We start from the raw sequence: 21,530 nt of genomic DNA on the forward strand, positions 1-21,530 counted from the left end.
CCAATGGAAGATCACAGCGATGTCGGCGAAGGCGTCTTCGACGCGGTCGCAGAGTCGGGCACCGGAGGCCGCTCTGCCTTCCGCGCGAAAAAACCGGCCACCGCCGTGCCGACCTCGAGCAGATCCGCCGGGTCCATGTTCGCCACATCGGCGGCCGTCAGCGTGGGTGTGGTGATGCGCGGCAGCACGGTCTGCAGCGCCACGACGTCCATGTTGCACAGTGCGACCAGCGACACGCCTCGCAGCGCGCCGGCAAGCGGCTTGCGCACGGTGAGCGACTCGATGACTTGCTCGCCGCGCTTGATCGGCTCGTCGAGGGCAATGGTTTCGGTAACAGGGGTAGCCATGATGTGATCCTGATAGGTGAGGGAAGGAAGGGGCGCGAACAACGCGCCCCGCGAGTTACAGGCCAATGGCCTTGCGGATGCGCGCGTAGCGGTCGACGCCGCCGACCATAACGATCCGGTTCGGAATGTCGATCTCGATCAGCGTCTCGCCGTTGACAGTCAGCTTGTAGTAGCTGCAGGTGGTCGTGTACTTGTGCTGGGTGTCTTCGGCCGGCTTCGCGTTGCCAAAGTCGATTTCCTTGTGACGGCCGCGTACGACCACATCGACGGAATCGACCTCTTCGCTGTCCTCGCTTTGGTAGGCGCCCGAGAAGCGCAGCAGTGCGCCGTTGTGGGTCGCCAGTCCATACTGCTTCAGCGCGCTTTCCAGCACGCCGCCAGCGGTCCATTCGAGCACGATCAGCTCGTTGCCGAAGTCGATCTCGATGGGTCCAGGCATGCCGCCGGCGCGGTATTCCTCCATCTTGCGCGACAGCTTCGGCAAGGTCAGCTCCGGCACATCGCCGGCATACGACTCGCCGTCGTTGAACAGGTTGAAGTCTTTCAGTTTTCTGGGCAGTCCCATGTTGGCTCCTAGTGTGTTGGGTAGCGGGCAGCGATCAGACCGAAGCCGCGATACGCGCGCCGAAGTCGGCCAGGTAGCGGTCGGTGAGGCGCTGGCGGAAATTCAGGTTCTCCAGCGGCGGGACCGGCGTGTAGTCGTAGTCCACCCAGAACTGGCCGTCCTTGAGGGTCTCCTTGCTGTTGGCTTCTTCGTCGTACCAGGCGCTGCCACCGAGGATGTAGCCCTTCGATCGCAAGTCGCTGAACTTGGCGTTGATGCTCTCGATCAGGTCACGCGCGAGCGATGGGTGAAGCGGCTTGTCGACGAAGGCGAAATGCGCTTCGGCAATCGTGTCGGCCAGCACCTGCGCGGTGCGGGTGTAGTTCTCGAAGAAGAAGAACCCGTCCTTGTCGGTGGTGCGCGACCCCCAGAAGCGATAGCCGCCGTTGCGGATCAGCGTGGTGACTTCGCGGCCGTTCAAGTACCCTGCGTCGGAGGCCGGATCCTGCAGATCCCAGAACACGTCGCGCGAGATTCCCGTGGGGCCATTGACCACCATGTTGGAGAGCGTCTTGTGCCAGCCGATCTCCTCGTCGAGCTTGGCGCGCAAGCCGAGCGCGTAGGCGGTGGCCGGAATGGTCTTCTCGGCCGCGGCGTCGGTATCCCAGCCCAGGAAGTCCGGCCAGAGCAGCATCAACTCACGCTGACCGAACTCCGTGCGGTAGGCGGTGGCCTCTTCCTTCGTCTTGGCACCCCAGGTGCTCGCGTAGGCAAAGGCACGCAGCTGCTGGGCGGCCGATACCATGGCGTTCGTGACGGCCTTCGTATCCAGGCCCGGTGCGCCGAGAATGCGCGGCTTCACGCCGAGCTTCGCCTGGGCCGCCAGCAGCGCCTTGATGCCGGTGTATTCGCCGTTCGCCGTGGCGCCGCCGATGACATTGTTGGTGGTCTCGGCTTCGTCGGCGCCTTCGTCGACGCGCACGACGACCGTAAGAGGCTTGGCCTGGTTCCCGATCGCTTCCAGCGTGCGCGCCAGCGTACCCGTGTCGCCGGCCTTGCCGGCCGCAGTGTGCACGTTGGTCAGCAGCACGGGCTTGTTCAGCGGGAAGGTGACGGCATCGGCATCGTCAGCGGTGGCCACTAGGCCGATAACAGCCGTTTCGATCGTGCGGATGGGCCGCGTGCCTTCGTTCAGCTCGATGACGCGGACGCCGTGATGGTATTGGGTGGGCATGGTGCTGTGCTCCAGTGGTGGAAGGGAATTACGAAGCGGCGCCGGGCCAGCCGGCAAAGACGTCGATGTCGGTGAGGTGGTCGATATCGGCGGGGTCGGTGATGGCGCGCACGGCCGCTTTCAGCGCGCGTGCGTTGGCGTGCGCGGCCTCGTGGTGGGCGGCGAGCGCGACGGCCATGTCCTGCACGCCGGCGGCGTCCAGGTCGAGCGTGGTGCCGCTGGCTTCCCAGCGCACGGCGAACGGCTCGGCCGCGACCAGGGCCGCCCGCGCGGCTTCCGCGCGAGCCAGAATGCGCAGCGCTGACGCGGGGTCCGCGTCGACCAGGACACCCCGGAAGGCGAAGGGGCGCCGTTCGGCCGTGCGCCGCTCGATCTCGATCTGCTCGATCAAGCGGGCCTGGGCGACTGCCAGCCGCGCCGCGAGCTCGGCGGCAAGCGCGGCTTCGAACTCCGCCTCTGACAATACGGCGAGCAGCCCAGGCGTATCGGCCGGCGCCGCGTCGCAGGTGCCAAACAGCTCGGGCACGACGGCCGGGTACTGGCTTTCCCTCGCGAAGACGAACTGCAGGCCTGGCAACGCCGGCTCGGTTGGGATTGCGACGGGGCCGCTGGCACCGTCCAGGCCGCTGTCGCGGTCGATGTAGGTGTAGCGAACGTGCAGGCTCATACGAGAACCCTCCGGATCGCACGGACCGTCGACGAGGTCGTCTTGGAAACGGAAACCTGCTTCCCATCGCTGAACTGCTGCCCCCAACAATTGCTGGTCGTGTGGCTGTTTGATGCGATGTACGTGCCAGTCCCGTAGGCTTGCGCGCCGCCGCTCTTGAACGCCGCAATCCCTGTCTGCGCGGGGTCAGTCGTCGAATAGGGATTCACGCCGAACGTGTTCTCCTGACCGTTTCCGCCGCCATCCAAACCGTTGCCAGCGGAGAAATAGGTGGTGTTGCGATATGGCCGCTGATCGTAGTTCTGCGTGGTGGATGGCTTGAACTGGGTAAAGACATACGACAGCTCTGCCCGCGCCGGCAGATACCAGTCGTTGTAGCCCCCAGTGCTCAGGCTGCGGCAGTACTGCGCGGCAGGGTGGGATGAGTCATTGATCGCGTTGGAGTTGGTGAGGCCATCGATCCAGCCGGTAGCGGTGGTGTTGCTGTTGTCCGTTCCGCTGCTGAAGTACTGTCGCGAGACCTCGGTCGACTTGGGGGCGACGATGACTGCGTACAGGTCGGTCCCGTAGGTCCGCTTGCCTGCCAAATACCCACCCAGCATTGCCGTCCCGATCATGCTGTCCGGATATGGGTCGGCGAGCGTGGTGAAGCTGACATAGTCTGACCACTCCGAATAGCCAAGACTGGCGCCCTTGTGGCGGACGCGCGCACTGTAAGTCGTCTCAAACTTCAGGCCGGTCATGGAGAGAGCGACGCTGGTTACGGCTGCCGTCGAACCCGACAGGTAATTGGTGCCGCCCAACGTCTCTACCAATTCCCATTCGGTCGCCGCGTGCGTATCGGTGCCAGCGATTACCGAGAATGCGCTGCACGTAATGGTCGGTTTCCGGCCCACGCCCGTGGCGCCGTCCACCGGAGCAACGATCGAGGGCTTGGCAACGCTGGGTACGCGCGCGACAAAGGATAGATCGGCCGACCAGCTCGACCAGCCGAGATTTGTGCCTTTGTGGCGCACGCGCGCGTAGTAGGTGACGCCATCGGCGAGATTGCCGGCAGGAACTGTCCAGGTGGTCTTGTTCGCCGTGCTGCTCGAGCTGCTGACCACCACGGCGCCGCCGCCGTTCGGGGCGTTGCGGATCTCCCAGTCGGACATCTCGTGCGTGTCAGACAGCCCGACGGGCGTGAAGGCGTTGGATGTGACGGACGGCGTCAGGTTGGTCGTGGCGCCCGATGCCGGCGCCGTGATCGCCGGCTGCTGCACACCGGCACTGACCACCGAGCTGGTGGTCTGCGCGGGAGCGGAGCGGTTGCCCAGCGTGTCGATCGCGCGTGCCTTCATCGTGATGGTCGACCCCACCGCGGCGGTTACCGTGAAGATGCAGGTCGCGCTGCCGCTGGCGGCCGGGCGATTCACGACGCTGCCGTCTGGCAACACAAAGTCGAAGCTGGCGATCGCAGTCGGGGCGGCCAGCAGGCTCTGCGCGGAGGCGGTGATGGTGTGCGGGTAGCCGGCACCGGCAACCGCTGGTGCGCTCACCTGCGGGACCGACACGACGACGCTCGACTGCACCTCGATGGCGATGTTCTCGGCATGCACCACGCGCCCGTCCGGACCGATCTGCAGCACGGGGATCGCCGCGGCGCCGCCGTAGATGCCGGCGTCGACGCCGGTCGGGAGCAGCGGCAGCTGCGGGCCGCCGAGCTGCGCCAGGTCGGTATTGATCTCGGCGATCGCCGCATTGATCGTGCTGGCCAGCTGTGCGCGCGCCTGGTCCTGCTGCTGCAGCGCGGTCGCCAGCTCGGCCGACGTCACCGCGTACGGCAAGCCGGCCAGCGCCGTGCGCAGCTTTCCCATCTCCGTATTGATCTCCTGGATCGGACCAGCCAGCACCTGGTTGATGCGGACCAGTCCGAACTCGGAGACTTGGCGCACCGCATCTTCCCAAGTGATCTCGATCTGCTCGAGCTCGGCCAGGCGAAGGTCGATGTCCGTCCAGATCGCATTGAAGTAGGCGGCGCCCAGCCGGGTCCGCCCGTCAATCATCCGGTACCGGTCGAAGTTGCGCGGCATGTCAGTTCGCTTCGGTAGAGGCCGATTCCGCGGTCAGAATCACGTCCGCGTGCTGTTTCACGACATCGCCGCGCAGCACCAGGTCCTGCCCCGGATAGAAGACCTGGCCGAACACCGGCAGGCGGTCGGACAGCGTGACGCGGTACTGGCCTGCGTCGTCGAGGTCGGCGAACTGGGAGGGAGCCGGCGCTGGCTTGGGGGTCGTTTTGGTTGCCATGGGTTTCTCCTGTCAGGGCTAGGCGATCACAGCGCCACGTCGGTGCGCTCGACGACGACGAATGGGGCCGATGCCGCGTTGCGCGAGCCGGCCAGCTTGATCTGGTACTCGGTGATGCCAGGGTTCGGCGCAAAGGTGAAGGTGATGCGCTTGGCCTTGCCATCCGGTTCGTCCTTGGTGGCGGTTGCGGTCGGGTTGTAGGTGGTCGCGCCGCTCTTGATTTGCGCCGAAAGGGTGTGGTTCGCCGCATCCCACTGCGCCACGACTACCTGCACCTGGATCGTGGTGCTGGGCGCGGCCAGCGTCCGCAGCTTGCTCCAGTGCGTGAAGGCCGTGGCCGCGCGCGAGCCGCGCACCGCGTTGGCACGTAGCACCAGGGCGGGCGCGAGGTCCGACGTGCCGATCATGACCACGCGCAGCGGCACGATGTCCGGTGCATCGGCCAGCCGATTGGCGGTGTCGTCATCGAGCCGGTACCACTTGCCGCCCACCTGGATCTCGTAGTGCAGCGACGTGCCTTCCGGGACCACCTGGTTGGGTTGCAGGGTCAGATCGCTGATGCCGCCCGCCAGGGAGATCGCCTGGAGGGAAACCTCGGTGCGTGGCTGGCGGAAGACGGCGGAGTAGAGCGAGAACATCAGGTCTTTGGTGATGTCGCCCGTGAAGTAGTCGCCGTCCGTGCCGAAGAAGAGCGTGCCTTGCGTGTAGTTGTTGCCCGAGACGACGGCCGCGCGATGGTCACCCTGGGTGATGAGGACGATGGCGTAACGCTTGCCGGCTTCCAGCAGCGCCGGCTCGACCGGAATGGTGGTCTCGACGGGGTAGCGCTTCAGGTTTGCCGCCGGCACCGTGACGCGACTGACAACCTTGCCCAGATCCGGCTTGCCGCCCTCGGTTTCGCAGACGACCAGGTGCACGTCGCCGGCAGCGGCCACCTGGGTGAAGTACAGGCCCACCTTGGTGAGCCACATCGCATTGGCGACCAGCACGGTCTGCGCCAGCAACACGCCGTTGTAGTTCGTGGTGCTGGTCTCCAGCTCGTAGTTGGTCTCCTTGCGCTCGACGTAATAGCCATAGCGCTTCGGCTCGTCATGGCGGAACAGGTATCGATAGTCCCCGCGCGCCTTGTAGTACCGGCTGAGGTACCAGTTCGCGTAGTAGTTCCAGTGCCAGCCGTAGCGGTATTCCCACCGCGTGGTGGTGTACTCGCGCAGCGTGTGAGTCTGGACCTGGTACTGCGACAAGCTGATATCGCCCGCGTAGCCGGTCGTGGCGATCCGCACGGCTTCCTGATACGCCGGTAGCACCTGGTCGCTGGCCGAGCGGCTGACGGCCGGCTCGAAAGGGTTGAAGAGCGCGATGGCAACCTGGTAGCTGGCTGCGAGCGGGAACTGCAGCCCGGCCTGCACGATGGCGGTCTGCCCGGTTGCCGCGGTGTCGGTGTGGCCGTCGTCTTCAAAGAAGTCGCTATCGGCCGCCATGAAGGTGGCCGGCAGATTCAGTTTGCCGCGCACGCGAGCCAGCTCGGCGGCCAGCTCCACCACCTGGCGTTGCTGTGCCAGCCCTTCGGTCTTGGTCGACAGCGCAGCCAGATCGGTGGCGATGCTCGACACACGCGGGTCGGTGCGCGCGCGCCACGTTTCGAGATCCCGCACACGGGATGCCTGCTCCGCCAGGTTCGGCAGGCGCGCGGCGACGCGCACGTCGATGCGCTCGACGCCGGTGGGGATTAGTACGATATCGGCGATCGCCAGCGTGCCGGATTGCAGCGCAGGCGCCTGCGGATCAGCGGACTCGGCACCGGCGAGCAGGTTGACGTTGGCCTTGTGCAGCTGCTGCATGGCGACGGCCTGCGGCTGCGTGGCGCCCGAGGTCAGGTCGATCAGGAAGTCGCGCGGCTCGACGAGGGTCTCCACGGGCGTGCCGAACACGACCACCGTGACAATGCGCTTTGCCACCAGCGGCAGGTACTGGAAGAGGTTGAGCGTTTCCTCCTGCTCCGACACGTAGACCTGGCCATCGGCGTACAGCCGCAGCGGGGCGACGGTCACCTCGGTCGCCGCGGTGCTGGTGACGGCGCCGCCGGTAAAGCGCAGGCCGGCGGCGATGCCGTCCGCGACGATGTGCCGGATGGAGTCGGCCGCATAGGTTTCGATGTTGTTCAGATCCGACTGTTGCAACTCCTGTCGGTCGCGGAAGAGGACTTTCTTTTCCATGGTGGCTCCGGTGTTGGGTGACTAGCGTTCGTTCCACTCGCCTGCGATGACATCGCCAGCGACCAGGTGCGCGCCTGCGGCCTCGGGGCGTCGGATCGCGGTATCGATCGCGATCCGATCGGACAGGCGTTTGGCCCAGCGCATGGCCGCCAGCGCCTCGGAAAGCGGTCGCTGGTCGGATGTGACGGTGTGGCCGACGACGAAGCGGCCGGCGTGCCGCAGCGTGCGCCGGCCGCGGATCTCGACGCGCAGCTCGGCGTTGTGGGCGGGGAAGCCGAGCCGGTGCTGGCCGCCAAAATGCAGGGCGGCGCGCACGCGCGAGACCTCGATGTCTGGGTCGAAGACGGCCAGCCGCTGGTACAGCCGGTCGCGGGCTGTACTGAGCGCCAGCACCCGGTAGGACTGCCCGAGCTGCGCCGCGCCGAGAAAGACGCCCCGCGCGTGCCCGATCTCCGCCACGTTGTCGAAGCGCACGTCGATCGGCGTGAGTGACGGGGTGATCGTGGTGTAGGACAGCGCGTCGTCGGTCTGCTGGTAGGCATCGGCCAGCTGCAGGTTGTAGATCCGCTGGCGCGCGTCGCTGGTTGCCAGGTACCGAGGATGCCCAGCGATGAAGGACACGTGCCGGCGTACGCCTGGCGCGCGCACCTCGACCTCCGTGATGGCGGTGCGCGTGCTGGTGGTGCTGGAGCGCTGCAGAATGGCCAGTTCGGATTCCACGCCGTCGCGGTAGAGGTACGCGCGGGGGGCGATGCGTGCGATCGCATCGGAGATCAGCGGGAACACGCCGTGGCCCAGGTGGGCGCCGTGCAGCATCGCACCCTGGCGCTGGCCGATGGTGCGATAGCGGTAGATCCGCAGCTGCGGGTAGAGCGCCCGGAAGGCGGCGCGCTCGGCGTTCGTCAGGGCTGGCGCGAGGAAGTTCTTTGACGGTGGCGTGAAGACGCCGACGATGCGCGCGCCCGCGTAATGCGCCATGCGGCGCAGACCGGCCAGCGTGCCCTGCAGCCGATGCAGGCGCCAGCTGTTGGCGACCAGGTCGCGCTTGATCGCCTCGTCGGCGGCCGCGTTGTCGCGCTTCGGCCAGATGGGAACGTCCTCGGCCCAGGCCAGCCACGGCAGTAGCCGAAAGGGAATGGCGTGAGGCTGGTACAGCAGACGCAGGATGCCCGGATCCGGCTCGGTGACCGTGACCTGCTCGATGGCGCGCTCCAGCGGCGTGGCGTTGGGCGGCAGCAGCGACGCGACGCGCTCAGACACGGGTGTCTCCGGGCAGGATCTGCTCGGCCGTGCACAGCGCGAGCTGCAGCGGGCTGGTCACCACGTCCGCCGCCGGGGCGGACAGAAGCACGTTCTGCACGCCTGGCGCAGCAGCGGCGCCCGTAATGCCGGCGCGCGTCACGTCGTAGCCGATCTTGCGAGTGCTGTCGCGGTAGGTCGCCCAGCGCCGCTGGGCCTCGACCACAACGAGGTCTGGCTCGGTGCCTGGGTAGAGGGTCAGCGTGGCGTGCGTTTGGTACTCGATGACGCTCGGCGGCGCCACGACCAGCCAGTCGGTCAGCGGACGGACTTCCTCAGCGTTGAGTGCGCGCCGCACGGCGTTCATGACGCGTGAGCCGCTGCGCGCAATGATGTCGACCAGGGTCTCGTCTTCCGGCTGATCCGGGAAAGCCGCGCGGCCGTGGCGGATCTCCACCTCGGTGGCCTCGGACACAGGCACGCGCTCGCGCGCCAGCACGGCGACCGCGACCTGGCCGTCGATCGGCGAGTCGACGTTGACGTCGACGATATCGGTCGAGACGCGCATCACGTGGGCGCGGTAGGCATTGCTGGGTCCGGCCGCGGCCAGCAGCGAGTTGCCGGCCTTGACGCGCGGCTTGAACCGCTCGTCCTTTTCGCCGGGGAGGCGCTCCACATCGACGCGGGCGCCGAGGTGGTCGAGGTCCGAATCCATGGCGTAGGCGAGCAGCAGCGCGCGCGCAGCATCGTTGATGCGCTCGCGGTGCAGCATGTCACGGTAGGCCGCGACTTCCAGCAACTTGCGTGCAGGCTCGGACTCGAGGCCGATCACGTCGGCAAACTCGGGATACCGGGCAATGGCCTTGGCGATCAGCGCGGCCAGCAGCACCTCGAAATCGAGCTCCTCGATAACCTTGGGCGCAGGGAGGCGGTCGAGATCAATCGCGTTCATGGCGCCGCCGTGAGTGGGACATCGAGGCGTAGCGGCACCTGGCGGCCGGCGCGATCGATGACAGAGCCGTCGAGCGTCAGGGCGGCGCTGCCATCCATGTCGCGGGTCAGGTTCAGCCGGGCCACGCGCACGCGCGGCTCCCAGCGCCACAGCGCGGCCACGGTGGCCGCGTAGACGCGCACGGCGGTGGCGCCGTTGTTCGGCTGGTCGATCAGGAAGGGCACGTTGCTGCCGTAGTCGCGGCGCTCGACGCGCGTGCCGATCGGCGTGGTGATGATGTCCGCGACCGACTGCTCGATGTGGGCAACGCCAGATAACGCGCGGCCGGTGCTGGCGTGCATGCCGCTCATACGACGGGCTCCCCGCTGACTTCGGTACCGCGGCGCACCTCGTCGTGCTTGTGGTGAAGCTGGCTCACGCCTTCCTCGCCCGCGATGACATCGCCATCGACGCGCACGTTGCCTGTGCAGTGCACGAGCGGCGTGTCGAGCGTGATCTTGATCGGCGCGATCACCGCCACCGTGCCGCCATCGGGCAACGTGATGCGCATTGCGTGCTCGACGTGGTCGTACTCCACCTCGGCGCCGTCGGGGAAGCGGCGCAAGGTCTTGTTGCGATCGAGCGTCGGGGCGTCATGCTCGTCGCAGTAGACGGCGGGCAGCACCAGGGCGGCGGCGATATCACCGCTCGGAGAGAACAGAATCACCTGCTCGCCACGGGTCGGCGGATCCCAGTCACGCGTGTCGCCCGCGCGTGGCGTGATCCAGCGCAGCCAGTTGGTGAGCAGCGTGCCGCTTTGCACGCGCACGCGCTTAGGGCGGGCCGGGTCGATCTCGGCGACCGTGCCGAGGCGCACCAGGTTGTGCAGCAGGCGGGAAAGTTCGAGAAGGTCGGTGATCGGCTCCATGCAGCGATGGTGCCGGGAGCCTACGTGCGACGCACGTAGAGGGAAGTTTGCCGGATGCGGACAAACTTGCGCGTCATGTCGCGCGCGCGCGACCCATGAGACAGTGCGATTTAAGACGCGGCGACGTGTCCGGTGGTGGAACACCGGGCACGCCACCGCACCGCAGAGGATCCTGCAGTTTGGCCGAGGCCGCGCCACCTGTGCACAGGCGGCACAAGGCTATCACATGTCGGAAGGTACCCCGATGCAGGAGATCCGCTGCGGACAGTGTTCGCGCAAACTCGGGGTGGGCGTCTACGTCCACCTCGTCATCAAGTGCCCGCGCTGCGGCACGATCAACAGCTTGAGGGCCACGCGCCCCTCATCCGCACGCCACCGAGCGTCCAACGCAGAGGACGCTCATGCCCGCGAAGAAACACCCCAAAACCCTTCACCTCAACGCCCTGCACAAGATTGACGCGCTCGAGCTCGTGCGCGCGTTGCCGCCCGCTTCGATCGACATGTTCTTCACGGATCCGCCGTACTCGTCGGGTGGCCTGCACGCCGGCACGCGCCAGCAAGCGCCGGTCAGCAAGTACAGCGCCGGCAAGTCCGTGACCTATGAGGACTTCGACCACGACAACATGGATCAGCGATCCTGGGTGTTCTGGTGCACGACGTGGCTGTCTGCCGCCCATCGCGCGGCACGTCCTGGTGGCTACCTGGTGTGCTTCATCGACTGGCGCCAGCTGCCGGCGCTGACCGATGCCGTGCAGGCGGCAGGCTTCACCATCCGCGGCGTGGCGGTGTGGGACAAGACGGCGGGCGGCGCCAGGCCGCGCAAGGGCGGCTTCACGCAGCAAGCCGAGTTCATCGTGTGGGCCAGCCGCGGCAAGATGGAGGCGCAGGCGGTATACCTGCCCGGCGTCTTCCCGGTGCGCCTGCACCGGGACAAGATCCACCTGACCGTGAAGCCGCTCGAGCTGGCCCGCGAAGTGGTGAGGCTGGTGCGGCCCGAGGGCACCGTGTGCGATCTCTTCGCGGGTTCCGGCACGTTCCTGGTCGCCGCGAAGGAGGCGGGTCTCAACTGGATCGGCGCCGAGCTGAATCCGCACTACTACTTGGTGGCAACCGAGCGCCTTCAGGCTACCTCGCCAGGTGATCCAACAGCAGGTCGGTGACGCGCTCGATGTCTTCCGGCGCGAAGCCCAGCAGGCGGCGGGAGGGGTAGGAGTACTCCGGCCCGCCGCTGCGGTTCACGCGATCGCGCAGGCCGAAGTGGTGCACGTGCGCGAGGCGCCCGGCCGAGCCGGCGAAGTCGACCACGGCCGCGGCGTCCTCGCCCTTCGCCTTCATGAAGCGCGCCGTGCGCAGCTTCTCGAACATCGCCCGCCGGATCCGCCCGGCCTTGCCGCGGATCGGTGCGCGCGGGATCTTGCGCGGCACGAACGCGGCACCGTCGGGATCGGCTTGGGCCTTGATGCGCGCCTGGTTGGCGCGGCGCATGTCCTGGGCAACCTGGCGCGCGAGGCCGCGGCGCTCCTGCGGCGTGAGCGCAGCCAGCTGCGGCGCGAGCCAGGTCGCGAGCGCCTGCAGGTCTTCCATCAGCCGAGCACCTTCGGCACCTGCCACTCCGCCAGCAGGTTGTCGCCCGAATATAGCGCCCAGGTCGCCTCGTCGGCGTAGGGCGCGGCCAGCTGCGGCTCGGCCGCATGCTTGACCTCAAGCCGGTTGGCATTGGCCCCTGTCCCGGGCTTGACGATCACGCGCTCGGTCAGGTCGATCTCGATGCTCAAGTCGCACCTGTCGTTGGCGAGTACGTCGACCAGGAAGCGGATGCCCTTTTCGCGCGACTGCTGGTTGGCCAGCAGATCCGCCTGGTGCACCTTGACCCAGGCCAGGATCGGCAGCATGACGGCATCGGCCGTGCCAGCGTAGTCCTGCAGCACCAGGTTGACCGTGTAGCGGTATTCGCAGGACAGCGAGGCGGTGCCGGTGCTGACCAAGCGGCCCTGGTCGATGAAGACCGACAGCTTGTCGGGATTGGCCTGCAGGTCGGGATTAGCGCCGGTTAGGTGGGCGCGCAGGCTATTCGGCTTGAGCATGGTTTTCCTGGCGGCGTCTGAGCAGCGTCTGCAGCGCGATCAGCTGCTCGGCGGTCTCGTGAGCGGCGGTGTAGTTGCCGGCGACGGTGGCGGCGACGGTAGAGAGTGCAATGCCCGAGGGGGCCGCATCAGCGTCTCCGGGATCTCCCAGTTGCACGTTGGCGGCGGCGGCGTCGTGCACGCGCACAAAGCCAGCGTTGACAATGCAGCGATCATCGGCTTCTTTGGGGACATAGACGGGCACCTTCACAATGATGTCCCGGCCGCGCTCTTTCACGACCTGGACGCGATCCACATACTCGGTCACGACCACCGTATCGGTCTTGCGGTCCTTGGCAATGCGCTCGGCGCTGTCAGCGCGCCGCTTTTCATCGGCGGCCAGGGTGGTGGCTTCCTGCAGCTGCTGGTGCTGGACATAGAAGGCGCCAAGGATGGCGAGGACGGCCAGCGCCGCGGCGAGTACCTTGGTGAGCGGGTTCATCGGTTCCCCCTGACGTCATCCATCAGGGCCGCGTACTTCGGGCGGCGCACCAGGAGCACGTTGCGCACATACTCCCGGTTGATCTCGAAGAAGCTCTTGCCGTAGCCGGAGGCCAGCCGCCTGGCCTTCAGGCTGGTGTGCTCGATGTGGCCGAACCACACGCGCGGATCGCATCCGGCCGTGTTGGCGCACAAGCGGCGGTCGGCCAGGAAGCCACCAGTGCCGCCGTTGTACTGCGCGGCCACGCAGGCGAGCGTGTCGCGCGCGGTGGCCATCAGCGGTGCGCAGCCGCGATAGTGATGCCGATCCTTCACCACCAGGGCGATCAGCTGCATCCGTCGGTCGTAGCGCGCCTCGAAGGGCCAGTCGCGCAGATCCGGGTGGAGCGCCTTCACTTCCTGGAAGGCGTTGAAGCGCGCGGTGATGGTCAGCTGGCCCAACCCGAAGCCGTACTCGCGGCTGGTCTTCAGCTCGGCGCGTTCGGAAAAGCACTTGCCGTGCTGCAGCGTGATGCAGGTCTCCTGCTCGATCTGCGCGGCGAGAAAGCTCGGCAGCGGCATGTCCGGCCAGTAGGCGGGCAGGATCGCCAGCAGCTGCGCGAGCACGGCCGGCGCGTGGGCGGGGATCATCGGCCGCCCGCGGCGAAGCCCATGCCGCCCGACACCCACACGGCAATGGCGAGCATGCCCAGGCCGTTGTAGAGCATCAGGCCGACAATCGTCAGTGCCGCGCCCATGTTCCGCCCGTGCGTGGCTTCGTAGATCAGCTCGCGCAGACTGACCTGCGGCCAGACGACCATGCTGATGATGGTCTGGAGGCCGCCCAGCACGAACATGAAGCCACCGATCTGCAGCGCCGACACCGCGACCGGCAGGTTGATCGCGGCCCAGGCGTTGAGCGGGATCCGGACGGTGAAGAGCACCATGCCGATCAGGATGAGATACCACGCACCAGCGTCAATGGTGGCTCGTAGACGGTTCTTGATGTGTTCCACGTGTTACCTCCTGTTGTCGCCGCGCTCGATCAGGCGATCGAGCTTATGGTTGACTTCCTTGACTTCCGCTCGGGTGTCGCGCAGCTGCGCAAGGAACTCCGCGCGATGCTGATCGATGCGCTGGTCGCTCGACGTGCGGCTCTTTTCCAGCGCGTCGATGCGGACCTCGTGCGCCGTGATGTCGGCGCGATAGTTGGCATACGCCACCGCGGTGGCGACCAGCATCGACGCCATCGTGAGGACGTTGCCCAAGGTGATCTTCTTTTCGAATTCGAGACTCATGATGGTCGCGTTAATCCCATAGCTTGATGGTCGGGACGATGACAGGCGCAGCGCTCGACTCGGGCAGCTCGACCGGCAATCCGTGCGGCAGGATCGGGCCATGGGCCGCGATGCCGGGATTGAGCGCCAGCGCTGCCTCCACCACGCCGGTCGTGTGGCCGAGGTGCCGGTAGCACAGCAGATCGAGCGTGTCGCCCTGTTCGGCGCGGACCTGCATCAGATCAACTCCACCGTGGTGCGGCCGACGCCCAGCATGTCCCGGATGGCCCAGCGCCCGTCGCGCCGGTAGTCATCGGCGGTCTCGACCAGGTTGTCCGCCTTGCGTTCGCCGGCCCCGGTGGTGTCGAAGTCCCGGTACCGCTCGGCCAGCTCGGCCTTGATGAAGCTGTAGACCGCACGCAGGTAGCGAGCCACCTGGACGCTCTCTCCGTTGACCTTGGACGCGGGCACGTCGCCGAGCGATGGCCGCTCCTGCGCCAGCTGCAGCGCCTTCCACTCGGCCAGCTCGGCATTGACAGCGATCACCGCGTTGATGGCGGCGTGCAGCAAGCGCTCCGGCGTGATGGAGCCGTCGAGGCGAACTGCCTTGCGGGCCTTGTCGAGATCGATGTCCGGAAACCAGCCATCGTTCTCGACCCTGGTATCAGCCGCGGGCGTGGAAGAAGGGGCGAGGGATACAAAGCTCATGGCGGTCCTGGAAAAGACGGCGGTGGCCGAGCGTCATGTGGGAGGGAAAGGAAACCCATCACAATCCGCTCGGGCCGCCGTGCGCCGGGGTGGTGCTCGGGTCAGCCGGGCGGGCTGGAATCCTGTTTCTCGGTGTCGGTCGAGCCAGCTTCGCCCGCCGGCGCAGCGTTGCCTTCGGGCGGGCTTTCCGGGCCGATGTCGGCCGGCTTGCTGTCCTTCAACCGGCGCTCCAGCCGCTCGATGTCCTTCTTCACGCCGACGCCCTCGAATAGCTCCAGGGCGCGGCGCAGCGCCACGATAGCAATCTCGGCACGGTCCAGGGCCACCTGGCTGATGTCGGTGTCGCCGCCGTTCACCTTGCCGAGCTGCGCGTAGCCGAATGCCTTGAAGAGCTTGGCGCGCGCCTGGTCGGGCGCGTCGAAGTCCTGCGTCAGCTCGCCGACCTTCGCGAGGATCTCGGGCGCTGGCTCTGCCGGGATCTTGCCGGCCAAGTAGGCGCCGGGAATCTCGTCGAGCAGCATCGTGGCCAGGTTGCGGTCGTACTGGTCGGGCAGCTTCAGGTTGTGCCGCAGCGCGTAGGCAGCAATGTCCAGCGCGCGGGCGAAGTCGCCGACGTCGATGTACCACACCAACACCGTGGTGAGCACGTTGTCCTGGGCGCCGTTGCCGGCGGCCAGCACGCCGTTGACCCACTCGTCATAGACCGGCAGGATCTCGCGCTTGACCTTGATCTTTTGCTCGATCGACTGGATTGCCTTCAGGCGGCGGCGATGCTCGATGAGCTGCGCCATCATCAGGTCGTAGGCACTGCCTTCCATCTCGGATTCGGGCTCGGCGTGCGCAGCAGCGAGTTCTGCGCGCACGCGGGCCTGATGGCGCAGTGCGGGGCTCAGTTTCGACATAGTCGGTCGCTTCCCGTCAGACGGCTTCGATGTTGTCGATCATCGCGGACAGACCGTAGTCCTCGACCACATAGGCATCGTTCGAGGACTCGTAGTTCTCGATGCGATCGCGCTTCGGGTTGTCTTCAATCATGCGGCGGCGCGCACCCGTCTGCCAGTAGATCGACAGATTGTCATAGCGGGTAATGAGCACCGCGTTCTCGGGGAAGTAGGGCACGGTGGCCGCAGGCAGGCCGCCGACGCGCTTGGTACTGATGATGATGTCGCTCGCCAGCTTCTCGGTTGGCGCGGTCGTGTCGTTGACCAACGGGAAATATTTGTCATGCAGCAGATTCCGCCCGACGATGGCAACGAGAGCCGTGTCGTTGCGGTACCAAGGGTCTAGCAACTGCACGGCGTCGAAGACAGCGGCGTCGAGGTTTTTGTAATCTCCCGCTGCACCGATGCGTACCTTGCCGGCCACGCTGCCTTCGTCCATCACGCGATCCGGTGCGTGCGTGCGCATCTTCTGCAGCCAGCCGATGTTGACATCCTGCAGCAGCGGGTTCGTGGCCGGGTTCGTGGTTTGCGCGACACTCGTGCCGTTGAAGCCGACGACGATGCGATCCAACGCCTGGCGCTTGATGATGATGTCGCGTACGCGGGCCTGGAAGTCCTTAAACTTGGCCCAGGCATCAAGCGTTGCGTACTTGATGGACGTGTCGTAGTTGGTCTTCTCGCAACGATACCGATCCGGCGACAGGCCGATCAGATCCCGTGGCTGGCGATCGGCATTGTCCGTGTTAGTTCGGCTCGCGATCGGGCCCGAGATGCCCAGGCCAAGTTTTTCGCTCTCCTGCTCGGTGACACCGATGATGTTGATGCGCCCAAGGAAATCGCTCGATTCCTGGATGCGGGTCTCCAGCGTTTGCTGGACGGTCGGCGTGACGCTAAAAGTCTTCGCGGCGCTCGGTACGCTGTTCAGTTCGGCGATGCGTGCCGTGAGTTCGTTGTAGGCAACGCGGGTATCGTTCTGCATGGTGGTTCCTCGATCGATGCTGATTGGGTGGGGCGGGCTGACCGGAATCAGCAGTCGGTTTTCTCGGCGCCATCGCCCCCGGTCGCAGGCGGGCGCTTGGAGTGCTTGTTGGCGTCGGTCTTGTCAAGCGTGTCGCGCAGCGCCTTGAGATCGTCGGCGGTGGTCTTGTGCTGGGCCTCCAGGTCGGAGTACTGCTTTTGCAGCTTGGCAAGTGATGCGTCGGTGGTCTTTGCCTGTTTGCTGAACTCCTCGACGACGAGTTCGATGGCTTCCGTCAGCTCGCCGGTGCGAGCATCGTCGGAGCGGCTCTTGCGACCGAACATCTGCTTAACCTTGTCGAGGATGCCAGTCTTAAAAGCTTCGCGGTCCCCATCGCTGTCATCGACCTCTTCGAACTCCAGGTCAGTTTCGACAGCGACAGAGAAGAGGTTTTCCTTGGACTGCTTGCGCGAGGCAAACGGGCTGGCGTCGGGTTGCTTCGCCGCGAATGACAGCACCTCGGTGCCCAGGCTGGCGGGCGAGTCGGTGACACCCAGGCCGATCAGATATGCCTCGCCGGTCTTCGCAAAGTTCGTGTCGATCTCGATCGAGGTATAGATCTTCTGGCGCGCCTTGTTCATGGCGATCAGATCGTCGGTCGGTTCGATGCTAGCGAAGAGGGCCAGCTTGTTGTCTTCAACCTTGCGGGATTCGACCGCGACCACATCGCCGTAGGCTCGGAAGGAGCTTTCCGGATGGATGCCGCGCAGGTGTTCGAGCCAGATGCGCGCGCCATACTTCTTGGGGTCGAAGTTCTTGGCCATCTGCTCGATCCAGCTGCGTTCGATGTTGCGGCCATCGGTCGTTGCGCCCTCGGTTGCAACGCGGAAGGATTTGCTCTTGAATTTCTTCGTCATCTTGGCCTCTGGGTCGTTGGCGGAACAATGGAATGCGCTCATGGTCGGCGTGTGCCAAGCATCGTTCAATGAGCCATAGGTTTGCTGGGGGCGAGCAAACCTCAGCTGGTCTCGCCCGCGCGCGAGGGACGCTTACCCTCTCGGCATGCTCGACACCGCCGACGAAGTCCCGACCCTAGACCCGAGGTTGTCCGCCAAGGCCCAAGCGCGCAGCCTGTACTGGCAGGGCTGGCGGGTGTCCTATATCGCCAAGCACTTGGGTATTGCCCGCTCCACGGTTCAGGCGTGGAAGGATGCAGAAGAGTGGGATAAGGCGACCCCGATCCACCGTGTGGAATCTGCACTGGAAGCGCGCCTGGTGCAGTTGATCTCGAAGGACGCGAAGACGGGTGGTGACTTCAAAGAAATTGATCTGCTAGGCCGGCAGATCGAGCGCATTGCCCGCGTTCACAAGTATTCGGACTCCGGCAGAGAGGCGGATCTCAATCCGAACATTGACGCGCGCAACGCGGGGCCGAAACGCCGGCCGCTGCGCAATGACTTCACGGAAGAGCAGGTCGAGAAGCTGGAAGAGGCGTTCAATGACTCGCTCTTTGAATACCAGAAGGTGTGGTTTCGCAACGGTGAGAAGCGCACGCGCATCATCGTTAAGTCGCGGCAGATCGGTGCAACCTGGTACTTCGCACGCGAGGCGCTGCTCGATGCCATCAAGACGGGGCGCAACCAGATCTTCCTGTCGGCCAGCAAGAAGCAGGCACACGTCTTTAAGAACTACATCACCCGCTTCGCCTTTGAGGCGACGGGGGTGAAGCTCTCGGGAGATCCCATCGTCTTGGCCAACGGTGCCGAGCTGAATTTCCTCGGCACGAATGCGCTGACGGCGCAGGGCTACCACGGAAACTTCTACTTCGACGAGTTCTTCTGGACGCACCAATTTGAGGCGCTCAACAAGGTCGCGTCGGCGATGGCGTCGCAAAAGCAGTACCGCAAGACCTATTTCTCGACGCCATCGAGCATGCAGCACCAGGCGTACGCCTTGTGGAGCGGCGAGCGCTTCAATAAGAAGCGTCCGAAGGATCAGCGCATCGAGCTGGATCTCTCGCACAAGCGTCTGTCGAGCGGCTTCACAGGCGAGGACAAGATCTGGCGCTTGATCTGCAACCTGTTGGATGCAGAGCGCGGCGGCTGCGACCTCTTCGACATCGATGAGCTGCGGTTTGAGTACACCCCGGAAGAGTTCGCCAATCTGTTCATGTGCGAGTTCATCGACGACACGGCGTCGATCTTCCCGCTGGCCGAGCTGCAGCGCTGCATGGTCGATTCATGGGAGACCTGGACAGACATCAAGCCGTACGCACGGCGGCCCTATGGCAATCGCCCCGTATGGATTGGGTACGACCCATCCTATACCGGTGACACGGCCGGCTGCGTGGTCGTGGCGCCACCGACAAGGCCCGGCGGCAAGTTCCGGATCCTGGAGCATCACCAGTTCCGCGGCATGGACTTTGCAGCCCAGGCGGACGCCATCCAGAAACTGACTGAGCGCTATAACGTGGCGTACATCGGGATCGACTCGACAGGGATGGGGCAGGGCGTGCTGCAGCTGGTGCGGCAGTTCTTCCCGGCCGTGCGCGAGTACCAGTACTCGGTGGATGTGAAGACGCGCCTCGTGCTTAAGGCAAAGGACGTAATCGCGAAAGGACGCCTTGAATTCGATGCCGGTGCAACCGAGATCGCGCATGCCTTTCTGACTATCCGCAAGACGCTTACCGCGAGCGGCCGCAATGTCACCTATGACGCTAGCCGCACTGAAGTCACTGGCCATGCTGACCTGGCGTGGGCGGTGATGCACGCACTGGACAACGAGCCCCTGGAGGGCGCCACGCCGCAGAATCGCGGCATTATGGAGATCATGTGATGGAACCCGCAATCGATACCGCACCGGAGGGCGCTGGCGCGGCGACCGGTCGCATGGAAGCCTTCACCTTTGGCGATCCCGAGCCGGTGATGGACAAGCGCGAGATCCTCGACTACATCGAGTGCTGGAATAACGGGAAGTGGTACGAGACACCGGTCAGCCTGGACGGCCTGGCGAAGTCGTTCCGCGCCAGCCCGCACCACAGCTCATCGATCTACTTCAAACGCAACATCCTAGCGTCGACCTTCATCCCGCACCCGCTGCTGCCGCGCGGGGTCTTCGGGGCCATGGCGCTGGACTATCTCACCTTCGGCAACGGCTACCTGGAGCGACGTACCAGCGCAACTGGCCGCACACTGCCGTTGCTGCATTCCCTGGCCAAGTACACCAGGCGAGGGGCCGACCTGGATACCTATTGGTTTGTGCGTGGCTGGCGAGACGAGCACCAGTTCCCGCCTGGCCAGGTGTTCCATCTGCGTGAGCCCGACATCAACCAGGAAATCTACGGCGTGCCGGAATACATGAGCGCGCTGCAGGCAGCCTGGCTAAATGAGTCCGCAACCCTATTCCGGCGCAAGTACTACAACAACGGGAGCCATGCCGGTTTCATCCTGTACATCTGCGATCCGGCACAAAACGAAGAGGACATTAGCAATATCCGTACAGCGCTGAAAGGAGCCAAGGGGCCGGGAAATTTCCGTAACCTGTTCCTGTACTCGCCCAATGGCAAGAAGGACGGGGTGCAGCTGATCCCCGTGTCCGAGGTGGCTGCCAAGGACGATTTCTTCAACATCAAGGGGGCGAGCCGCGACGACGTGCTGGCAGCCCACCGGATCCCGCCGCAGCTGCTCGGCGTGGTGCCGAGTAATACCGGCGGCTTTGGCGCCGTGGTGCCGGCCGCCCAGGTTTTCGCTCGCAATGAGATCCAGCCACTGCAGGACCGCTTCCGCGAGATCAACGATTGGCTGGGCCAGATGGTGGTCGACTTCGAGCCCTATGAGGTGGGTGTCAGCCAGGAGGCCCCGCCGATCGGCATGGTCTGAGCCTGCCGCCCTGTACCAATCCCAGCCGCCTCCGGGCGGCTTTCTTGTCGGCGGCGTCCGCCGGCAGAAATAGCCGACTGACCCCTCGCAACCACTTCCCCCGCAGTCATCCCCCCGTTCCGCCTTGCGGACGACGCCCGCCAGCCCCGCGGCACGCAGCCTGCGCCCATCCACCGAAGCGCTCCGAACATAAGCGCAATTTTGACGCTTATGCTCAAAAAATAGGCAAAAATGCCCAAAACATCACACACAAGATGCTGGCGCGCAGACACGACCCCGCCGCGCCTGCGGGCTAAAAGGGTCTCTTTTGCCAGGTCTGCCAGGATGCGGCCGGGCTAGGCCCGGCCTGGGGCCGCTGGCGATCGGCGCGATGAAGAATCTGACGAGATTTGCCAAGTTCTGCGCGCTGTGGCCAGTGGCAAGCGGGTCCGGCGCGGGGCAGATGGAAGCGGCGGCGGAGAGGGCAGGGCTGGCGACTGTTTTCCCAGGCGGCCTCCGGAAAAAGGTAATCTGGGTAACTGGGCCCAGAAATCGGTCGTAAGTGATTGATTTTAAATGACAAAAAAATTACCCATAAAAGGTAATCTAGGGTAATCCAAAAGGTAATTTCCTGCTAAGTCATTGATTTATAAGGGATCGACAAAGAGGCGAAATCACCTTTCACAAAGGTAACCACATCACCTTTTGGTTACCCAAAAATTACCTTTTGCTCGAAACCCGCAAAGCCTTGTCCCACAACGGTTTCCGGGCGATTCTGCGATACAGATTACCAAGATTACCTTTTTCCGGAGGCCAACTTTATTTTTGCCATGAGGGCGGGATTGTGAATT

Annotated in this window: 26 protein-coding genes; 4 read left to right on the plus strand and 22 right to left on the minus strand. The window is 65.1% G+C overall.

The window, feature by feature from the left end; all coding sequences use genetic code 11:
- Positions 1-11: 11 nt before the first annotated feature.
- The 11 genes from A2G96_RS05860 to A2G96_RS05910 are packed head-to-tail and all read right to left on the minus strand — an operon-like array spanning position 12 to position 10,395.
- The gene (locus A2G96_RS05860; RefSeq protein WP_062797606.1) at positions 12-347 is read right to left on the minus strand and encodes a phage tail assembly protein; all 336 of its coding nucleotides are present in this window, start codon (positions 345-347) and stop codon (positions 12-14) included.
- Positions 348-402: 55 nt separating this feature from the next.
- A complete protein-coding gene (locus A2G96_RS05865) occupies positions 403-912 on the minus strand; it encodes a phage major tail tube protein (RefSeq protein WP_062797608.1) in 510 nt (169 codons plus the stop codon).
- 34 nt (positions 913-946) lie between these two features.
- Positions 947-2,125, minus strand: coding sequence for a phage tail sheath protein (locus A2G96_RS05870; RefSeq protein WP_062797611.1), 1,179 nt, complete (start codon positions 2,123-2,125; stop codon positions 947-949).
- A gap of 28 nt (positions 2,126-2,153) precedes the next feature.
- The gene (locus tag A2G96_RS05875; RefSeq protein WP_062797614.1) at positions 2,154-2,792 is read right to left on the minus strand and encodes a DUF4376 domain-containing protein; all 639 of its coding nucleotides are present in this window, start codon (positions 2,790-2,792) and stop codon (positions 2,154-2,156) included.
- Complete coding sequence (locus tag A2G96_RS05880; protein ID WP_062797617.1) at positions 2,789-4,864, minus strand: phage tail protein; 2,076 nt, start codon at positions 4,862-4,864, stop codon at positions 2,789-2,791. The genes A2G96_RS05875 and A2G96_RS05880 overlap by 4 nt, the downstream gene beginning before the upstream one ends.
- A gap of 1 nt (position 4,865) precedes the next feature.
- Positions 4,866-5,081 (minus strand): hypothetical protein, encoded by a 216-nt coding sequence (locus A2G96_RS05885; protein ID WP_062797619.1) that lies wholly within the window; start codon positions 5,079-5,081, stop codon positions 4,866-4,868.
- A gap of 26 nt (positions 5,082-5,107) precedes the next feature.
- Positions 5,108-7,297: a hypothetical protein gene (locus A2G96_RS05890; RefSeq protein WP_062797628.1), complete on the minus strand. Its 2,190-nt coding sequence runs from the start codon at positions 7,295-7,297 to the stop codon at positions 5,108-5,110.
- 21 nt (positions 7,298-7,318) lie between these two features.
- Positions 7,319-8,557 carry a phage tail protein I gene (locus A2G96_RS05895; RefSeq protein WP_062797631.1) on the minus strand — a complete coding sequence of 413 codons (1,239 nt, stop codon included), beginning with the start codon at positions 8,555-8,557 and terminating at the stop codon, positions 7,319-7,321.
- Positions 8,550-9,488 carry a baseplate assembly protein gene (locus A2G96_RS05900; RefSeq protein WP_062797634.1) on the minus strand — a complete coding sequence of 313 codons (939 nt, stop codon included), beginning with the start codon at positions 9,486-9,488 and terminating at the stop codon, positions 8,550-8,552. The genes A2G96_RS05895 and A2G96_RS05900 overlap by 8 nt, the downstream gene beginning before the upstream one ends.
- Positions 9,485-9,838, minus strand: a complete 354-nt coding sequence (locus A2G96_RS05905; protein WP_062797636.1) for a GPW/gp25 family protein — start codon at positions 9,836-9,838, stop codon at positions 9,485-9,487. Before A2G96_RS05905 ends, A2G96_RS05900 begins: the two co-directional genes overlap by 4 nt.
- The gene (locus A2G96_RS05910; protein WP_062797638.1) at positions 9,835-10,395 is read right to left on the minus strand and encodes a phage baseplate assembly protein V; all 561 of its coding nucleotides are present in this window, start codon (positions 10,393-10,395) and stop codon (positions 9,835-9,837) included. The genes A2G96_RS05905 and A2G96_RS05910 overlap by 4 nt, the downstream gene beginning before the upstream one ends.
- A gap of 244 nt (positions 10,396-10,639) precedes the next feature.
- Here A2G96_RS05910 and A2G96_RS32245 point away from each other — a divergent pair, with 244 nt between their 5' ends.
- Positions 10,640-10,852: a Com family DNA-binding transcriptional regulator gene (locus tag A2G96_RS32245; protein WP_082818861.1), complete on the plus strand. Its 213-nt coding sequence runs from the start codon at positions 10,640-10,642 to the stop codon at positions 10,850-10,852.
- The gene (locus A2G96_RS05915) at positions 10,797-11,555 is read left to right on the plus strand and encodes a DNA-methyltransferase (RefSeq protein WP_062797642.1); all 759 of its coding nucleotides are present in this window, start codon (positions 10,797-10,799) and stop codon (positions 11,553-11,555) included. The genes A2G96_RS32245 and A2G96_RS05915 overlap by 56 nt, the downstream gene beginning before the upstream one ends.
- Here the strand turns inward: A2G96_RS05915 and A2G96_RS05920 are convergent.
- The 11 genes from A2G96_RS05920 to A2G96_RS05970 form a co-directional block, all read right to left on the minus strand.
- Positions 11,521-11,979: a phage virion morphogenesis protein gene (locus A2G96_RS05920; protein WP_062797645.1), complete on the minus strand. Its 459-nt coding sequence runs from the start codon at positions 11,977-11,979 to the stop codon at positions 11,521-11,523. The two genes, A2G96_RS05915 and A2G96_RS05920, sit on opposite strands and share 35 nt — an antisense overlap.
- On the minus strand, positions 11,979-12,479 hold the full coding sequence (locus A2G96_RS05925) for a phage tail protein (protein WP_062797647.1): 501 nt from the start codon (positions 12,477-12,479) through the stop codon (positions 11,979-11,981). Before A2G96_RS05925 ends, A2G96_RS05920 begins: the two co-directional genes overlap by 1 nt.
- A complete protein-coding gene (locus tag A2G96_RS05930) occupies positions 12,463-12,960 on the minus strand; it encodes a hypothetical protein (protein WP_062797649.1) in 498 nt (165 codons plus the stop codon). Before A2G96_RS05930 ends, A2G96_RS05925 begins: the two co-directional genes overlap by 17 nt.
- Positions 12,957-13,589 (minus strand): hypothetical protein, encoded by a 633-nt coding sequence (locus tag A2G96_RS05935; RefSeq protein ID WP_062797651.1) that lies wholly within the window; start codon positions 13,587-13,589, stop codon positions 12,957-12,959. Before A2G96_RS05935 ends, A2G96_RS05930 begins: the two co-directional genes overlap by 4 nt.
- Entirely contained in the window at positions 13,586-13,954 is a 369-nt protein-coding gene (locus A2G96_RS05940; RefSeq protein ID WP_062797653.1) for a hypothetical protein, read from the minus strand. The genes A2G96_RS05935 and A2G96_RS05940 overlap by 4 nt, the downstream gene beginning before the upstream one ends.
- Before the next feature lie 3 nt (positions 13,955-13,957).
- On the minus strand, positions 13,958-14,236 hold the full coding sequence (locus A2G96_RS05945) for a hypothetical protein (protein ID WP_062797655.1): 279 nt from the start codon (positions 14,234-14,236) through the stop codon (positions 13,958-13,960).
- Positions 14,237-14,246: 10 nt separating this feature from the next.
- Complete coding sequence (locus A2G96_RS05950; protein WP_062797658.1) at positions 14,247-14,453, minus strand: tail protein X; 207 nt, start codon at positions 14,451-14,453, stop codon at positions 14,247-14,249.
- Positions 14,453-14,923 carry a head completion/stabilization protein gene (locus A2G96_RS05955; RefSeq protein WP_062797661.1) on the minus strand — a complete coding sequence of 157 codons (471 nt, stop codon included), beginning with the start codon at positions 14,921-14,923 and terminating at the stop codon, positions 14,453-14,455. The genes A2G96_RS05950 and A2G96_RS05955 overlap by 1 nt, the downstream gene beginning before the upstream one ends.
- A gap of 101 nt (positions 14,924-15,024) precedes the next feature.
- Positions 15,025-15,825, minus strand: coding sequence for a phage terminase small subunit (gpM, locus tag A2G96_RS05960; protein ID WP_082818862.1), 801 nt, complete (start codon positions 15,823-15,825; stop codon positions 15,025-15,027).
- A 16-nt stretch (positions 15,826-15,841) separates the two neighbouring features.
- The gene (locus tag A2G96_RS05965) at positions 15,842-16,843 is read right to left on the minus strand and encodes a phage major capsid protein, P2 family (RefSeq protein ID WP_062797663.1); all 1,002 of its coding nucleotides are present in this window, start codon (positions 16,841-16,843) and stop codon (positions 15,842-15,844) included.
- A 47-nt stretch (positions 16,844-16,890) separates the two neighbouring features.
- Positions 16,891-17,739, minus strand: a complete 849-nt coding sequence (locus A2G96_RS05970) for a GPO family capsid scaffolding protein (RefSeq protein ID WP_197672300.1) — start codon at positions 17,737-17,739, stop codon at positions 16,891-16,893.
- A 145-nt stretch (positions 17,740-17,884) separates the two neighbouring features.
- Here A2G96_RS05970 and A2G96_RS05975 point away from each other — a divergent pair, with 145 nt between their 5' ends.
- Together A2G96_RS05975 and A2G96_RS05980 are read left to right on the plus strand one after the other, a co-directional pair.
- Complete coding sequence (locus tag A2G96_RS05975; protein WP_062797665.1) at positions 17,885-19,657, plus strand: terminase large subunit domain-containing protein; 1,773 nt, start codon at positions 17,885-17,887, stop codon at positions 19,655-19,657.
- Positions 19,657-20,700 (plus strand): phage portal protein, encoded by a 1,044-nt coding sequence (locus A2G96_RS05980; protein ID WP_062797667.1) that lies wholly within the window; start codon positions 19,657-19,659, stop codon positions 20,698-20,700. Before A2G96_RS05975 ends, A2G96_RS05980 begins: the two co-directional genes overlap by 1 nt.
- Positions 20,701-21,530: the final 830 nt, after the last annotated feature.

This window comes from Cupriavidus nantongensis (assembly GCF_001598055.1).
GTDB classification, from domain to species: domain Bacteria; phylum Pseudomonadota; class Gammaproteobacteria; order Burkholderiales; family Burkholderiaceae; genus Cupriavidus; species Cupriavidus nantongensis.

Bases quoted from the DNA above. Each gene is read 5' to 3' on its own strand.
- A2G96_RS05980 (WP_062797667.1), top strand. From the start codon at position 19,657: ATGGAACCCGCAATCGATACCGCACCGGAGGGCGCTGGCGCGGCGACC.
- A2G96_RS05910 (WP_062797638.1), bottom strand. From the start codon at position 10,395: ATGGAGCCGATCACCGACCTTCTCGAACTTTCCCGCCTGCTGCACAAC.
- A2G96_RS05880 (WP_062797617.1), bottom strand. From the start codon at position 4,864: ATGCCGCGCAACTTCGACCGGTACCGGATGATTGACGGGCGGACCCGG.
- A2G96_RS05870 (WP_062797611.1), bottom strand. From the start codon at position 2,125: ATGCCCACCCAATACCATCACGGCGTCCGCGTCATCGAGCTGAACGAA.
- A2G96_RS05945 (WP_062797655.1), bottom strand. From the start codon at position 14,236: ATGAGTCTCGAATTCGAAAAGAAGATCACCTTGGGCAACGTCCTCACG.
- A2G96_RS05875 (WP_062797614.1), bottom strand. From the start codon at position 2,792: ATGAGCCTGCACGTTCGCTACACCTACATCGACCGCGACAGCGGCCTG.
- A2G96_RS05965 (WP_062797663.1), bottom strand. From the start codon at position 16,843: ATGCAGAACGATACCCGCGTTGCCTACAACGAACTCACGGCACGCATC.
- A2G96_RS05900 (WP_062797634.1), bottom strand. From the start codon at position 9,488: ATGAACGCGATTGATCTCGACCGCCTCCCTGCGCCCAAGGTTATCGAG.
- A2G96_RS05970 (WP_197672300.1), bottom strand. From the start codon at position 17,739: ATGACGAAGAAATTCAAGAGCAAATCCTTCCGCGTTGCAACCGAGGGC.
- A2G96_RS05975 (WP_062797665.1), top strand. From the start codon at position 17,885: ATGCTCGACACCGCCGACGAAGTCCCGACCCTAGACCCGAGGTTGTCC.
- A2G96_RS32245 (WP_082818861.1), top strand. From the start codon at position 10,640: ATGCAGGAGATCCGCTGCGGACAGTGTTCGCGCAAACTCGGGGTGGGC.
- A2G96_RS05920 (WP_062797645.1), bottom strand. From the start codon at position 11,979: ATGGAAGACCTGCAGGCGCTCGCGACCTGGCTCGCGCCGCAGCTGGCT.
- A2G96_RS05925 (WP_062797647.1), bottom strand. From the start codon at position 12,479: ATGCTCAAGCCGAATAGCCTGCGCGCCCACCTAACCGGCGCTAATCCC.
- A2G96_RS05915 (WP_062797642.1), top strand. From the start codon at position 10,797: ATGCCCGCGAAGAAACACCCCAAAACCCTTCACCTCAACGCCCTGCAC.
- A2G96_RS05955 (WP_062797661.1), bottom strand. From the start codon at position 14,923: ATGAGCTTTGTATCCCTCGCCCCTTCTTCCACGCCCGCGGCTGATACC.
- A2G96_RS05885 (WP_062797619.1), bottom strand. From the start codon at position 5,081: ATGGCAACCAAAACGACCCCCAAGCCAGCGCCGGCTCCCTCCCAGTTC.
- A2G96_RS05935 (WP_062797651.1), bottom strand. From the start codon at position 13,589: ATGATCCCCGCCCACGCGCCGGCCGTGCTCGCGCAGCTGCTGGCGATC.
- A2G96_RS05950 (WP_062797658.1), bottom strand. From the start codon at position 14,453: ATGCAGGTCCGCGCCGAACAGGGCGACACGCTCGATCTGCTGTGCTAC.
- A2G96_RS05930 (WP_062797649.1), bottom strand. From the start codon at position 12,960: ATGAACCCGCTCACCAAGGTACTCGCCGCGGCGCTGGCCGTCCTCGCC.
- gpM (WP_082818862.1), bottom strand. From the start codon at position 15,825: ATGTCGAAACTGAGCCCCGCACTGCGCCATCAGGCCCGCGTGCGCGCA.
- A2G96_RS05890 (WP_062797628.1), bottom strand. From the start codon at position 7,297: ATGGAAAAGAAAGTCCTCTTCCGCGACCGACAGGAGTTGCAACAGTCG.
- A2G96_RS05905 (WP_062797636.1), bottom strand. From the start codon at position 9,838: ATGAGCGGCATGCACGCCAGCACCGGCCGCGCGTTATCTGGCGTTGCC.
- A2G96_RS05865 (WP_062797608.1), bottom strand. From the start codon at position 912: ATGGGACTGCCCAGAAAACTGAAAGACTTCAACCTGTTCAACGACGGC.
- A2G96_RS05860 (WP_062797606.1), bottom strand. From the start codon at position 347: ATGGCTACCCCTGTTACCGAAACCATTGCCCTCGACGAGCCGATCAAG.